Annotated in this window: 14 protein-coding genes; 2 read left to right on the top strand and 12 right to left on the bottom strand. The window is 60.8% G+C overall.

All coding sequences use genetic code 11. The features are described 5' to 3' along the window. A partial coding sequence (locus VIL80_RS12200; protein WP_332036380.1) for a secondary thiamine-phosphate synthase enzyme YjbQ occupies positions 1–199 on the top strand: 199 nt, incomplete at its 5' end. A 19-nt stretch (positions 200–218) separates the two neighbouring features. Here VIL80_RS12200 and VIL80_RS12195 read toward each other — a convergent pair. The 5 genes from VIL80_RS12195 to VIL80_RS12175 form a co-directional block, all read right to left on the bottom strand. Further along, positions 219–554 carry a TusE/DsrC/DsvC family sulfur relay protein gene (locus VIL80_RS12195; RefSeq protein ID WP_332036379.1) on the bottom strand — a complete coding sequence of 112 codons (336 nt, stop codon included), beginning with the start codon at positions 552–554 and terminating at the stop codon, positions 219–221. A gap of 6 nt (positions 555–560) precedes the next feature. Then, the gene (tusB, locus tag VIL80_RS12190; protein ID WP_332036378.1) at positions 561–842 is read right to left on the bottom strand and encodes a sulfurtransferase complex subunit TusB; all 282 of its coding nucleotides are present in this window, start codon (positions 840–842) and stop codon (positions 561–563) included. A gap of 1 nt (position 843) precedes the next feature. Then, a complete protein-coding gene (tusC, locus tag VIL80_RS12185; RefSeq protein ID WP_332036377.1) occupies positions 844–1,209 on the bottom strand; it encodes a sulfurtransferase complex subunit TusC in 366 nt (121 codons plus the stop codon). Between the two features lie 4 nt (positions 1,210–1,213). After that, complete coding sequence (gene tusD, locus VIL80_RS12180) at positions 1,214–1,606, bottom strand: sulfurtransferase complex subunit TusD (RefSeq protein WP_332036376.1); 393 nt, start codon at positions 1,604–1,606, stop codon at positions 1,214–1,216. A gap of 76 nt (positions 1,607–1,682) precedes the next feature. Continuing rightward, positions 1,683–2,363 (bottom strand): Bax inhibitor-1/YccA family protein, encoded by a 681-nt coding sequence (locus VIL80_RS12175; protein ID WP_332036375.1) that lies wholly within the window; start codon positions 2,361–2,363, stop codon positions 1,683–1,685. Positions 2,364–2,612: 249 nt separating this feature from the next. Between VIL80_RS12175 and VIL80_RS12170 the strand changes: the two genes are divergently transcribed. Beyond that, positions 2,613–3,065, top strand: coding sequence for a protein tyrosine phosphatase family protein (locus tag VIL80_RS12170; protein WP_332036374.1), 453 nt, complete (start codon positions 2,613–2,615; stop codon positions 3,063–3,065). Here the strand turns inward: VIL80_RS12170 and VIL80_RS12165 are convergent. The 7 genes from VIL80_RS12165 to VIL80_RS12135 form a co-directional block, all read right to left on the bottom strand. Then, positions 3,044–5,617 (bottom strand): endonuclease/exonuclease/phosphatase family protein, encoded by a 2,574-nt coding sequence (locus VIL80_RS12165; RefSeq protein WP_332036373.1) that lies wholly within the window; start codon positions 5,615–5,617, stop codon positions 3,044–3,046. The genes VIL80_RS12170 and VIL80_RS12165 overlap by 22 nt on opposite strands. 42 nt (positions 5,618–5,659) lie before the next feature. Continuing rightward, positions 5,660–6,940, bottom strand: a complete 1,281-nt coding sequence (locus tag VIL80_RS12160; RefSeq protein ID WP_332036372.1) for a glycosyltransferase — start codon at positions 6,938–6,940, stop codon at positions 5,660–5,662. Beyond that, complete coding sequence (locus VIL80_RS12155; protein WP_332036371.1) at positions 6,937–9,180, bottom strand: hypothetical protein; 2,244 nt, start codon at positions 9,178–9,180, stop codon at positions 6,937–6,939. The genes VIL80_RS12160 and VIL80_RS12155 overlap by 4 nt, the downstream gene beginning before the upstream one ends. Next, positions 9,180–9,884: a TVP38/TMEM64 family protein gene (locus VIL80_RS12150; RefSeq protein WP_332036370.1), complete on the bottom strand. Its 705-nt coding sequence runs from the start codon at positions 9,882–9,884 to the stop codon at positions 9,180–9,182. Before VIL80_RS12150 ends, VIL80_RS12155 begins: the two co-directional genes overlap by 1 nt. A gap of 203 nt (positions 9,885–10,087) precedes the next feature. Beyond that, a complete protein-coding gene (locus VIL80_RS12145) occupies positions 10,088–11,515 on the bottom strand; it encodes an alginate export family protein (protein WP_332036369.1) in 1,428 nt (475 codons plus the stop codon). Continuing rightward, positions 11,512–13,158 carry an MFS transporter gene (locus VIL80_RS12140; protein WP_332036368.1) on the bottom strand — a complete coding sequence of 549 codons (1,647 nt, stop codon included), beginning with the start codon at positions 13,156–13,158 and terminating at the stop codon, positions 11,512–11,514. Before VIL80_RS12140 ends, VIL80_RS12145 begins: the two co-directional genes overlap by 4 nt. 16 nt (positions 13,159–13,174) lie before the next feature. Then, positions 13,175–14,065 (bottom strand): amidohydrolase family protein (locus VIL80_RS12135; RefSeq protein ID WP_332036367.1); only part of this gene is annotated, 891 nt, incomplete at its 5' end.

Genomic DNA, 14,065 nt, shown 5'->3' with positions numbered 1-14,065 from the left:
AAATGACCCGCTGTACACGCACACCATGGAAGGGGCGGACGATATGCCGGCGCACATCAAGGCCGCGCTTACCGCCAGCAGCCTATCGATCCCGGTGAAAAGCGGGCAGTTGATGCTCGGAACCTGGCAGGGGGTTTACCTGTGGGAACACCGCCACCACCGCGGCAAACGGCGGGTGATCGCCCACGTAAGCAGCTGATCGACCGGTTGCCGGTGATCTACAGGCAGTTGGTGGGTTTGGGCAGGCCGGCAATCTTGCTGCCGATCTTCGCCGGGCTCGGCGGGAACAGCTGCATCAGGAAGATGCTGCGGCCTTTGTCTGCGCCCAGGTGCTGGCCCACATATTTGACCAGCGGGCGCATTGCCGGGGAGAGTTCAAACTCCCGGTAAAAATCCTGCAGCAGGCGGATCACATCCCAGTGGTCTTCGGTCAGTGCGATATTTTCCTGCGCCGCCAGTGCCTCTGCCACCTGTGGGCTCCAGTCGTCCAGGTTGCGCAGGAAACCCTCTTTGTCCAACGGGATTTCGTGTCCGTCGATCACCAGATTTTCCATTGCGCCTTACCTGAACCAGCTGACGATGGGGTTGTGCTCGGTACAAAGCGCCACCCAGCGTGCGTCATCAATGCTAGTGACCGTTGCCGGTGTGTTTATACCGCGCGCCAGTGCATCGGCAGCCAGGCAATACGCGGTACCAGCGGGGAGATTTACCAGGCGCTGGTCATTGGCGCCATAGGTGGCGTCTTCGATCAGCAGCAGGGCGTCGCCGGGATTGAAGGCGTTCAGGCAGTCGCTGAGTGCGCTGCCGGCAAACGGGGACTGGTTGACGATATGCAAGGTCATTTCAAAAACTCAGTACCTGGTCGAACCCGGCGATAAACGCACCGGGATTCTGCAGCAGTTTCAGTTCCGCGCCGGGAAGGCTCAGTTGTGCTGGGTCGATGCCGCGCTCCCGCAGGCTGCGCTCGCACAGGTGCAGGGTCTCCACGCCGAACATGGGTAGCGCGGTGAGGTTGCGACGCAGGTTCTTTTCTCCGATCTGCTGGGCATCCTGCTCCAATAGCAGGAATACTCCGTCGTTGATCAGCAGAACTTCGGGAATCTGGTCCATGGCCGCGCACGCAAGCACCGCCTCCAGCCCTTCGCGGGCGAGACTGTTGCCGTAGGGCGCGTGGCGGCAAATGGCGAGAATGGATTTGGCCTGTGCCATGGGGTCAACCTCCAAACGTCACGACGCGGTCGCTGAGTGCCGCGGCTTCTGCCAGCTGACCGAGGCCCGCCAGTTCAAACCCGGTGGCCATATTTGAACCCGGTTTTTCCAGGCGCTTGGCTTCGCTCGTGCTCAACACACCGCGGCGCTGCGCGGCGGCGATACATAGGGTGAGGTCGAGGTTATACGCTTGCTCCAGCTCCTGCCACTGGGCCAGCAGGTCCTGCTCATCCTGCGGTGGCGCGGCCAGGGCGCTGCCGTTGTGGATGCCATCGCCATAGAAAAACACCCGGTAGATACCGTGGCCGGCCTGCAGCACGGCGCGCGCAAAGCGCAGTGCGGTGGCGGCACCTTCACTGGCGTGGGGCGCGCCGTAAACGACGAGGGTGAATTGCATGACCGCTAAGCTTCTTCTGCTCAATAAAAAATGCCCCGCAGAGCGGGGCACTGTGTGATCCTGCGATGCGTGCCGATCAATCGTCGGAAGCGAAGCCGAAGATGTGCAGCAGGCTGGTGAACAGGTTCAGGATGTTCAGGTACATGGAGGTGGTGGCCATGATGTAGTTGGTCTCACCGCCGTTCACGATACGGCTGGTATCGAACAGGATGAAACCGGACATCAGCAGGGCAATCGCACCGCTCAGGGCAACGCTGGCCAGCGGCATGTGCACACCGAAGAAGCCTGCGATCATCATGCCGATGGCGCATACCAGGACGGCAATCAGGCCGACGAACAGGAAGCCGCCCATGAAGCTGAAGTCTTTACGGGTAGTCAGCACGTAGGCGGACAGCGCGAAGAAGATCAGCGCAGTGGTGCCCAGAGCCTGCATAACGATCTGGCCGCCACCGGCGAGACCCAGGTAGTGGTTCAGCATCGGGCCGAGGGAGGCACCCAGCAGGCCGGTGAAAGCGAACACCACGCCCACGCCGGAAGCGGAGTTGGCGGTGCGCGGCAGTACGAACCAGATCAGGGCCAGTGCGCCCAGGGAGCAGACCAGGCTCATGCCGCGGCCCATGCCGATGGCCATGGATACACCGGCAGTGACTGCGCTGAAGAGGACAGTCATTGCCAGCAGTGCGTAGGTGTTACGCAATACCTTGGTGGCTTCCGAGCGTTCCAGTGCTCCGGACTGTGAGTAAACTTGCGGCTGCATTAGCGTCTCCTGCTAGTGAACGTAAAATCTTTCGGGATCATATAGCCAGCGTATTGGACCTTCAAGTAGACAGCTGGTTCGACGATCTTATTAAAATTGGGGCAAAATAGCGCGAAACATCGAGGGCTGGAAATGAAATTACCAAAACGTCTGTCAGTATGGCTGCTCTGCGCTTTCACTTTGCTTTCAGTCAACGCTGTGGCTGCAGAGTCTGCTGCTCAGAGCGCTGAAGTACCCTTCGGGGACAAGATGGGGGCGGAAGTCGCAAATTACAATCGCCTGCGCCCGCAGCTGGCCACCGGGGGCAGTATAGATCTCTCCAAGGTGGCGTCGCTGAAAGAAAAGGGATTCCGCACCATTGTGGATCTGCGGACGGCGGAAGAGGGCACTGCGCAAGAGAAGGCCGCGGTGGAAGCGGCGGGCATGCGCTACGTGAATCTGCCAGTTGCCGGTGGCGTGCCCTCGGATGCGCTGATCGCGGAGTTGGGCACAATCCTGGAAGATGCCTCCGCCGGCCCGGTGCTGCTGCACTGTGCGTCTGGAAACCGTGTGGGCACTGCGTGGGCCATCTACCGCGCGAAAAAGGGAGTTCCGCTGGATATCGCCATTGATGAAGGGCGCACGGCGGGTATGCGCACCTCCCGGGAGGAGCAGGTGCGCGCACTGTTTAGCGCACAGGATCAGCCGGCCTGCTGCTCCTGATCCGGGTCGTCGCCACCTTGCGGCGGGACCGGAATTCTGAGATCGACAATCAGCGGCAGGTGATCTGACGCCTGACGGGTGAGCTCGCTGCGGGGTACATGAATGTCGTGTACCTCCAGCTCGCGGTCGACAAAGACATAGTCAATACGCACTCTCGGTAGCCGGCTGAAGAAGGTCCCCTTGGGCTTGTGGCCGGGCAGTTTAAGCTGGGTGTCATCGAGCACTTCCATCAGTCGTTTTACTTCCTGGGAGCCGGGCAGGGCGTTGAAGTCCCCCACCAGTATGCGCGGCCGCGGGCACTGGGCGCTGCCCATCCACTCCTCGCCTGTGAGTGCGTCTACCTGGCGCAGGCGTTCTGCCTTGCTGAGCCCGAGGTGGGTATTGAATACCTGAACCTTGGTACCGTGAAAGTCCACTTCGATCCACAGTGCGCCGCGCGGCTCGGCGAACCCGGGCAGGCGGGAAATTTTGGGTGGTCCCGGGAGAATGCCCTTTTTGATCAGGCGCACCGGATAGCGGGACATGATGGCGTCGCCGTACTTCTCGTCTTCCAGGTGCATGGCCGGCTGGAAATGACAGTCCATGGCCAGCAGCCGCGAAATCTGGTGGGCCTGGTCGATACCGCCGGTGCGCTGGCGCCGCACATCCACTTCCTGCAGGGCGACGATATCCGGGGCATAGCGCGCGATGACCCGGGCAATACGCTCCGGCGACAGCTTGTCATCGGTGCCCTTACAGATATGTACGTTGTAGGTCATCACCCGCAGGGTCTTAGTGTGTTCGCGGCCCAATACAGAACCGGTCGCTCCCATCGCTGCGTGTTGATCCTGCCGTGAGTGTTTGTTGTGCGCAGCGGGTGCGACCATTACCGCCGGCGGGGATTTCAGTTTTCGCGCCGGTTGCGCGTTTAGAAATTGCAGTGCCGCATCGCGGATGTCTTTCGGGCGCCAGTGCCCCTTGCCGCTGGCCGGGGAGGGGATATCGCCGGGCATCAATGCAAAGGCGTGGGTTTCGTTGGGGCCGGCGCCGCCGTGGCTGCCGGATTCGATCGCGAAGGAGATACTCTGGTGCCCGGCACACCAGCCGCTGATGACAAAGTCGCCGGCATCTGGATGGCGGCACAGGTTGGCCAGGTCCTCGATGGCCTCATCCGCAAACGGGTGCTCGTCGCCGAAGACCAGGTGGCCGTCCTCCGGCAGCGAGAAGGCGCCGTCGCGCCACCAGCCGCGGACCTTGGTCAACACTTCTCCATCCGGGCCTGTTTCGGAGCTGGCGGTATCTTCGTACAGCACCATTGGGGCCTTGGTTTTCTCCACGATGAGTCGCGCGATTTCTTGCGGCGGCGTGTCCTTGCAGTGGATGTTGTACAGCAGCGCGATAGGCCCCATGGCCGAGAGCGCCATGGGCGCTTCGCCTTCGCGGTGACTTTCCCGGGTTTTCACCGGAACGAGTTTCTGCACCCATTGACCGCCAAACAGCCGGATACGCTGCAGCTGTATGCCGTGATCTCCATTGGCGAGATGGCCGCTGGGCTTTTGCGGCAGCTCTGACAGCGCCTCGCTCACCGCGTCCGCAAGGCTGCGTCCGTGCAGGGTTTCGTAGGGAGTGCTGTCTTCCTGGCCGTGGTCGGAGTAGATCCACACATCGTAATGGCGACGCGAGGAGCGGTGCGCCGCGCGCCAGATGCGGGCGATGGCATCGTCGATGCCTTTCAGGGTCCAGTGCGCGAATTTGGAGCTGGGGCCGCGGCGATGGGCCTGTTCGTCGTATCCGAGAAAGTTGATGTAAATCACCGGCAGGCCGCGGGCGATGTCGATCTTCACACCCACCGTGGAAAGCTCACGCAGCAGGATGGTGATGCCGATGCGCGTGGGGATGAACATGAGTTCGCGCAGGAAGTCCTGGCCATCGGTGAGGCCGCGGAGGAAATCCCCAATGGAAAGCACCAGTTCCAGCAACAGCAGGGCGCCGGTGCGGATCAGACTCCAGATGTTGGTCAGTAGCAATACCAGCAGCGCTAGCGGGCCAGCCTTTTTCAGTGTCGGCCCCCAGCCCTGAGCGGCCGGGCAAAAGTGCGCCTCGTCGTTGTCGGCACCGGCGCGAAATACGCTGACATAACAGCTGCCATGCTGCAGCAGTGGTTCGTGGCCTGAGTCCGCCAGTTTCTTTTCCACCTTGGTAGCTGCATTGGATTCGTACATCCGCAGCATTTCCTGGGAGTCGGTGGACATGAAGCCGAATGCGGGCACCGCCGCTTTTACGCCGTAGAATATTTCCGCCTGTACCGCCGGTGTGGTCGCGGGCACACCGGAATACATATGGTCCAGGTGGTAGTGCTCCCGTTTGATCAGGCGCTTCAGGAAAGGCATCTTGCCTTCCGCCAGTGCGCGGTCGAGTTGCGGGCGGGCGAGGCCGTCGATCTGGATCAACACCAGCGCTGGCGCGTCCGGGTCGCGCTCATTGATCTGGAGCTTGAGCATCCGCGCCAGCCATTCACTGCGGCTGATCCGGCGGCGCCAGCGGCGCAGGGTGGCCTCGATGTTGGTTATCATGGGTCTGTGCGTATTTCTCCGCCTACAGGCGTTATTTATCCGTTACTTTTTCAGCGCGTGATCCGGGTCCAGTGCTGCGGTGGCGGCGCTGGTGACCCCTTCGAGAATTTCCCACTGTGCGCCAATGGTATTGCGCAGGCGCATCCACTGCGCGTAGAGCGAATCATCCAGCGGCCAGTGCTGGTGTACCAGGGATTGGTAGTGGTGCAGTGCGGTTGCCGCGCAGTTTTCCATGGAAAAGCGCTCTGCGGTTTGCAGCGCGGCGCGGTGCAGGTTCTGGTATTCCTCGGGCGTGAGGTCGTGTACCCACTGCAGTGCGGCGATGAATTCCCGCGGGCAGTGTTTGAGAACCAGGCGGCCGTTGATGTGGTCCTCTACCACTTCCCGGCTTCCGCTGGCATCCAGCGCCACCACTGGCACGCCCGCGGCCATGGCTTCGGTAAGGACCATACCCTGGGTTTCACTGGTGGAGGAAAATCCGAATACATTCATCGCGCTGTACGCATCGCGCTGCGCTTCGCCCTGCAATGTGCCGGTAAGGTGCAGGCGCGGCGCCAGGTTTTGTGCGTCGAACAGATGTTGAATCCGCTGCTGCAGGGGGCCAGAGCCCACCACCAGGAAGTGGATGTTTTCATTGCGGCGCATCAACTCGAGCACTGCTTCGGACAGAAAATCCAGATTCTTCTCTTCCGCCAGGCGCCCCAGATGGCCGACCACAAACGCGGATTCCGGAATGCCGTACTGCTGGCGGGCGGCGGCACCGTCACCGTTGCGGTAGTTTTCCAGCTGTACCCCGGTGGGAACCACAACCACGGGCTTCTTTACCCCGCGCTCGCGCAACAGGTCTGCGACACTCTCGCTGGGGGCAAACACCATGCTCGCGAGGTTGCCGTAACGGGTGGCGAGTTCGATCACGAAGCGCTTCAGGGTCTCCGAGTCTGCGGGCACATAGTGGGTGTAGCGCTCGTACAGGGTGTGATGGGTGAAGATCAGTGGCAGCTCGCGACTGCGGGCGATGCGCAGCGCCGTCATGCCGAGCAGAAACGGGTGGTGGGAGTGCACCAGGTCCGGCTCGAAAAAATCGAGCCTGTCTGTCAGCTCGCCGGACAGGGGCAGGGCGACGGAAAAATCACTGCCATTGAAATTCTGGATGGCGGGGATGCGCACCACATCGAGTTCGTGGTCGATCTTTTCCGCAAACTCAGGCGCCACCACCAGAACCTTGTGGCCGAGTTTGCGATACTCCCGGCAGAAGGCCTCGACCGAACGCGCTACACCGCCCACGTGGGGCAGGTAGGTATTGGTGAGCATGACGATATTCAATTGGGCTGCAGCTCCATCGTTTTCACACGTGATTCGGCAACTTCCCAGCGATAGCCAAAAGCGCGGACCTCAATGCGCGGCGACTTGGTGTGCCATTTTCCTCGCCAGGAGATTTTCGGCTTCTCTCCCGGGATGATCTCCAGCCAGATGCTCCCGAAATGGGTGGGGGCGGGCCCGAAGCGGATTGGCGCCTCTGCCGCCGTGTCCCCCAGCCACTCCGGTGGCAACCCGGAGGCGAGTATCAGGGTATCGCCTTCTTCGCGTACAAAACAGTTGCGCTGCATGGTAACCCACTCGGCCGCGGCCCACGCGTGCTGGCCGTCTCCCATGCAGCCGCCGAAGGAGTGCGGGTGAATGGCTTCCGGCCACTGCCCGGTGGGCGAGGCGAGGTTGGCGACATTGCGCATCAGTTCGATACAGCGCGGATCGCCGGCGCGCAGCAGCACCTGTGCCACATGAATGGTGAGGTAGGCATTGATGCCGGAGTGGATCATGTCCTGGAAGAAGCCGCCGGACACAAAGCACTTTTCCAGCAGGAATTCCGCCAGGTCCAGCAGGCGCGGGTCGTTTTCCGGATAGAGTTTGAGCGGATAGCCGGCGGCGATGGAGCCGATGGCGCCGGCGTCCAACCGCCGTTTGGGGGAGGCGGGCATCGCCGGGCGCTTCAGGCGCTCGGCGCATTTCTGCAGCGCGTCGTCCACCGTGAGCATGAAATCGTCCGCGTGATGCTGGAACCGGTCTGCATCCACAAGGTGCCCTTCGCGCTGACAGATGGCCACCGCCGACAGCTGCCCACTGATACCCCAGAAATCGTCCCAGAAATAGCAATCGTTGGGGCCAAGGTGCTCGGCGCTGAAGCCTGCCGGCAACAGGCCACCGGTAAGGCTGCCGTCTTTCTCCATGCGTTTGTTGTGAATCCACTGGGCGCCGCGCAGTACCGGGTCCATCCATTCCGGCTTCAGTTTGCTGTTGGTGATGAGGCAGTACTGGTCGATGATCCACAGCGCTTCGCCGTTGGAATCCCACTCGCCGTCCTGGGAGTGGAAGTAGCCATCGCGCTTCTGCCGTGAGGGGAAGCGCTCCAGTGCGCGCTCAGCACGATCCAGCAGCCCCGCGTGCAGCAGCGACTGGATCATGAACGCCGCATCGCGGAACCAGAAACGCTTGTAGGTATATGGCCCCGGGTAGACGTCGTAGGGGGAGTGGAGGATCAGGGTGCGCACGGCGGCGTCGTACAGGAACTGCATCTGCGGGTCGGGAACCGACATGGCGCAGTGCTCTTCAAGGTTTTGCGCCCAGCCCGCCGGTGCGTTTTTCGCGTTCAGCTTGCAGTGCTGGGGGATTTTTACCTGGGTGTCGACGGGTTTACCGGGCTCCAGGCGAAACAGCGCGGCAGCGGTCGCCATGCCCACGTCGCATTCCGCGTGGTTCTCGTTGCCTTCGCCGCGCAGATAGAGCGCGATATCGCCCTTGCGGTAGTCCGAGGCGTGGTGGCGCTCCACCGGGTGGTCGAAATAGATCCGGTCCTTGCCATCGATCAGCCAGTGGTGGCGGTCGTTGGCGAGTGTGACTTTGTTGATAAACGCAACGCCCTCCGGATTGCAGGGCCTGAGCGCCACCACCAGCCAGCCACCGGTGTTGTGCTGCGCCTGTAACCGCAACAGGCAATTGTTGCTGCTCTCATCAAGTTCGGCCCACACCCGGTTGGTGAGTGTGGCGTGGTCTGATTGCGCTTCAGTCACTACCGCCACGCCATCTGTCAGGTCCAGTCGCTGGGTAACCTGCTTGTGCTGGGAAGGGAACAGATCGTCGCCGTCATCGCCGATGATCCAGCTGTCGATCGACCAACCGTCGTAGTGGGGCGTGAGCAGCCCGCGTGGATCGACGATGGGCATCTCCTCACTCCCCGGAACCCCAACCGCGGTCCAGTTGCGATGGCTCAGGTTGCAGTGGGTGATGGAAAAGGCGCGGGGTATGAACGATACATCCGCCGGGTCAAACTGGCGCTCGATCCAGTAGGGCCACACCCAGTCGAGGTTGTGCTGGATCACCTTGCTGTTCATCAGCGCGCGGGCGTGGAAAATTACTCCGGCGCGCAGCAGTTCGATGGGCTCGCTTACCTCCGAGGGCTCGGCAAAGCGCTGCAGCCGGGCCATTACCGCGAGGGGGTCGAGAAAGCCGTGGGCGGTGGCGAACTTGCGTACGAAGAACCGCCAGGGAAGCCATTTCATCCAGGGCATCAGAGTTCTCCTTCGTCAATTTTTTTCTTGAGGGCACGACGCGCCATGCGCGTCAGGCCGATGATTGCGATAACCGCGAATACAAAGCCGAGTCCGTACAGGGTCCACTCCATCGGGGTGCGCTCTACGCGCTCGCTGCCGATGCTCGCGAGATCTGCGGCGATGGAACCCACATACACATTGTTCACGGTGATGGGAATTACGCCGATAAAGGTACCGATGACGAAGTCGCGGAATTTCAACGGTGTCAGTCCGAAGAAATAGTTCGTCAATTTGAACGGAAACAACGGCACCATGCGTGTGAGCATGATCATGCGCCAACCTTCATCGCGAACAATCTCACCGAGATTGTCCGGTTTGATTTTCGACATCACCCAGGCCGAGGTGCGTTTGCCGAACAGGTAGCGGGCGATCAGAAACGCAATTGCCGCACCTAGTGTTGTTCCAAGCACTACGTAAATAGTCCCCTTGATCACGCCGAACACAAATCCGGCACCCATGGTGAAAATTACCCCCGGGAACAGGAATACGATGGCGATAGCGATGACCAGTATGAACCAGATACTCGCCTGCCAGCCGAGGGAATCCATCCATTGCATCAGTTCGATCAGGCGGTCATCCAGATCAAAGTAATGCAGGATTGCCAGAACCACAGCGACCGTCGTGACACTGATAAGGAGCAGCCAGATAGGGGAAAATTTCACGCGGTTCCTATCCACAATTGTCTGGGCGTGCCAAAGAGTTTTGGCGCCTCACTTTAGACTAGCCAATCGGCAGGCGTCGGGATGACAACAGAGGCGTGAAACGGGGCCTAAAACACTGGGTTGACGGGGAATTATTTCGAATTGCTATATAACGGATCGCCGCGCCGGCCGTGATCAATAGGGCGGTGGCGTAACGGAGAAGATCAAAACCGGTACTGCATCGTCAGTTCGGTAAAGTTGAGGAATTCGTGTGTTCCGGTCTCTTCGAGAAATGCCTCGGGCTTGCCGAAGGTGTGGATCGCGGTTAACACCAGTCCGCGGGTGACGGTGTATTCCGCAGTAAGTGAGAGTGCGGTGACGGCGAAATGCGCTGTGCTGCCATTCGGGTAGCGGACGATCTGGCCACTGGGGCTGTAGAGCCCGTCGGCAGTGTCTAAGCGCCAGAAAAGATTCAGGTCGGCGGTGAGAGACCAGTCGGGATTGGGCAGCAGATTCAGGAACGTGTGGAAGTTGTAGAAATTGCGCGGGCCGAACACCGCGGCTTCGGAGAAATAATTGCCGCGGGGGAACAGGGGATTGAATGTGCCGAGGTCGGGGTCATTGGGATTGTCGTCACCACTGGCGATATTGATGCTGAAGCGCAATTCCGGTTTCCAGGCGTGCTGCTCGACGCGGTACCCGGTCTCGGTGGCCAGGGTCCAGGCAGAAATATCGCCATTGGCAAAGGTGCCCGTCTGATACAGTGATTCCCAATTCCAGCGCCAATTCCCGCACTCTCCCCAATAGCGGGCGCCGACGGAGTGGCGCTCTTCGCGGCCAACTCCCTGTACATAAAGTGCATCGCTATCGCGATAGCCTAGATAGTAGACATCCAGCTGACCGGCGGTTGCAAACGGCTGCCTGATCGTCCCGTAGGAGCCCCACAGGGCATAACGATCACTGGTGGTGTCGTCGAAAATTCCCGCATGATCTTGGCGCGGGCGTACTGCGAGCAGGTCAAGCTGCCAGCGGTCATCTGCAAATAATACGCGGCCGCCGTCAAAGGTTCGGCGAACATTCGGGCCCTCGCGTACATCCACAAGGCGCCCGGACCCCAGCACGATCTCCTGCCGGCCAGGCCGCAAGGTCAGGGTTCCGTTGTTCGGCGTCGGGATGTTGAAATCCACAAACAGGTTTTGCCATTCGAGCTGGTTTTCGTCCACCGGACTCGGGCCGTCCCGGCGTCCGGATTCCAACGCGCTGTTTAACTGGGCAAACAGGCGGATGCGCGGACTCCAGTGAAGGTCGCCGAGCAGTGCATAGCGCTGGAACCAAACCCCGTGTCGATCCTGTGGCGCCTGACCGAAGACGGGGTTGTCTGTGTATTCGTACCGCTGGCGGATTTCCCCACCGATATTCAGGTAGCCGTCGGCGCCGTTGTGCAGGGGGATCGCCTTCCAGCATTCCGGCCAGCAGTTGGAGCGCGGCTCGGTGAGGAGGGATGAATAATCCTCGTCAAAGCGCAGTTTCTGGATAGGCGGAAGATCTGCGGCCGCGGTATTCGCCGTCGATGCAAGCATCAGGGTGGCGAAGGGGACCCAGATCGTTTTTTGTCGGCCGTAACCCAGTGTGTGCCGGAGGCGCGGCGTCATCTCAACGTGCCGTCCCCACAGGTGGTATCCGCCGGTGCTTGCCTGGCGGGGTCGGGTGCCAACATATGGGTGACGATTGGTGGCGTATCCGGCTTCTGATACTTGAGAACGCGCTGCTGAATTTCATTGTCGAGTACCGAGGTCCTCTGGTGGTGGCGCAGGTGGGCCACCCAGGATTCTTCAATAAAGTACTCCAGCATCCTGCCTGGAATCGCGACGTCCTCAAACAGTCCCCAGGCGTAAGCGCCGTGGCGCTCTCTGGAGGCCTTCAAAACGCGAATGGCCTCCACAAATGCGGCGGTGTCCCGCGGCGCTATCTGATACTCCACTGTCACCATCACCGGTCCGCGGTCCAATGCGATTTCGTCGGCCACCAGTGGTTGCGGCCAGTATCCGCTGGGGGAGTGGTTCAGCTCATCCCCGCTCAGTAATTTGAAGCGCCAGCTGAGCAGTGCCGCGAGTACCGCGCCGGCGGCGGCAATCAGTTGCGCGATGGGGATTCCCAAATGGGACGCCACTTGACCCCACAAGATACTGCCGAGGGTCATAGCGCCGAAAAATATCGTGATGAATATCGATAGCCCGCGCGCGCGCACCCAGTCGGGCAGGGCGAGCTGCGCAGACACGTTCAGGCGTGACAGCACGGTGATCCAGCAGGCGCCGGCGAGCAGGCTTGCGGCAATGACCGCATCCGGGCGTTTGACCAGGGCCAATACCACGAGTACCAGCGCAGTTCCCAGTGTGCCCAGCGCCACCAGATGCTCCGCGGAGAATCGTTTGGTCAATTTCGGCAGCAACATGGCACCACCTACCGCACCGATGCCAACGGCGCCGAGTATGAATCCGTAAAGCTGTGGCCCGCCGTTCAGTTCCTGGCGGGCAACCAGGGGCAGCAGTGCCCAGAAGGCGCTGACAAACAGGAAGAAAGCGATCGCGCGGATCAATGTTGAACGCATGGCCCGGCTGGCGCGTGTATAGCGCAGACCCGCGCGCATGGCACTCCAGAAACGCTCGGCGGGGAGGTCACTCGCTGTGGGGGTTGGTGGCTTCCACCACAGCAGCGCGGCGATGACGGCCAGAAAGCTCACCGCATTGATCAGGTAGGGCCAGGCGATCCCGATGGCCGCGATAATAGCGCCTGCCAGTGCGGGACCGATTGCGCGACTGATATTGATACCAACCCCGTTCAGGGCGATGGCGGATTGCAGATGTTCGCGTGGTACCAGTTGCGGGACGATGGCCTGCCACGCCGGGGCGACAAAAGCGGCACCGGTGCCGTTCAGAAAGGTGAAGAGCAACAGTACCCATGGGGTGACTTTGCCCGCGAACACCAGGCTCGCCAGCACCAGCGTATTGCAAGACAGCAATATCGTTACCACGATGAGCAGTTTGCGACGGCTGGTGAGATCCGCCAGGGCACCCGCCGCCAGCGCGAACAGAAAAATCGGCGCACTGGTGGCGGCCTGCACCAGTGCCACCATCAGCGGTGATGGTGCGAGTGATGTCATCAGCCAGCCCGAGGCGACATCGTGCATCCAGGTGCCGATATTGGAAATTACCGTTGCGGTCCACAACACCGCAAAGGCGATGTGGTGAAACGGCGCCCAGCCCGAGCTGGATTTACGCTCTTCGTCGGTAGCCACAAATCCTCTTCACAGGTCAGACTGCAAAACAGGAACATCCAAGTACACCCCAGAAATCCCGATGGCTGCGTACAGGTATCGGGGAGTTCCAGGCAATCTGGTGATTGTGTCCGTGGAGTGCGCAACCGCTGGCGCATCCGTCGCTGCAGGCGCGGCTGAATGCTTGCGATTGCATTGGTGCGCTGGCCTGACGCATTGCCGGCGATGGCTCCCTGTTGACCGGGCTCCAGTCGGGGCTAGCGGGCGGTAGTGGAGGATCGAACTGGGAGAATGGGCCGGCGGCATACACTATATTGCCGCCAACCACGGTCAGCTCGGCAACAATCTGTCGGATTGCCGCATCCGAAACCTTGAAGTAATCCTGAGACAGCACAGCAAGGTCGGCGAATTGCCCGGGCCTCAGTGAGCCTTTCACCTTATCTTCCCCGGAGAACCAGGCGGAACCTTCGGTCCAGAGGCGCAGTGCTGTGGCGCGATCCAGAATGTTTTTGCGGCCATAAAGTGACAAGCCGCCGACGGTTTTTCCGGTGGTCATCCAGTACAGCGCCGTCCAGGGGTCGTAGGACGCGACACGCGTGGCGTCGGTGCCCGCACCGACCGGTAGATCCATCGCCAGCATTTTTGCAATGGGTGGCGTGGTTTTTGCCGCGTCCGCACCGTAGCGATTGACAAAATATTCGCCCTGAAACGCCATCCGGTGCTGGGTGGCAATACCGCCACCCAGCGCCTTTATACGTTCCATATTGCGCTCACTGACGGTTTCCGCATGGTCGATGATGAAGCGGGTCTTGAACGGGGTCTTGCCATTCACCCGTTCAAACACGCTGAGAAACCGGTCGATGGATTCGTCGTAGGTGGCGTGGATGCGGAAGGGCCACGCGTTTTCCGCCAGCAGGGCGACGATGGG

It is taken from the genome of Microbulbifer sp. (assembly GCF_036563125.1).
In the GTDB taxonomy this organism is placed as follows: domain Bacteria; phylum Pseudomonadota; class Gammaproteobacteria; order Pseudomonadales; family Cellvibrionaceae; genus Microbulbifer.
This window is presented reverse-complemented; position numbering and strand designations above follow the sequence as displayed.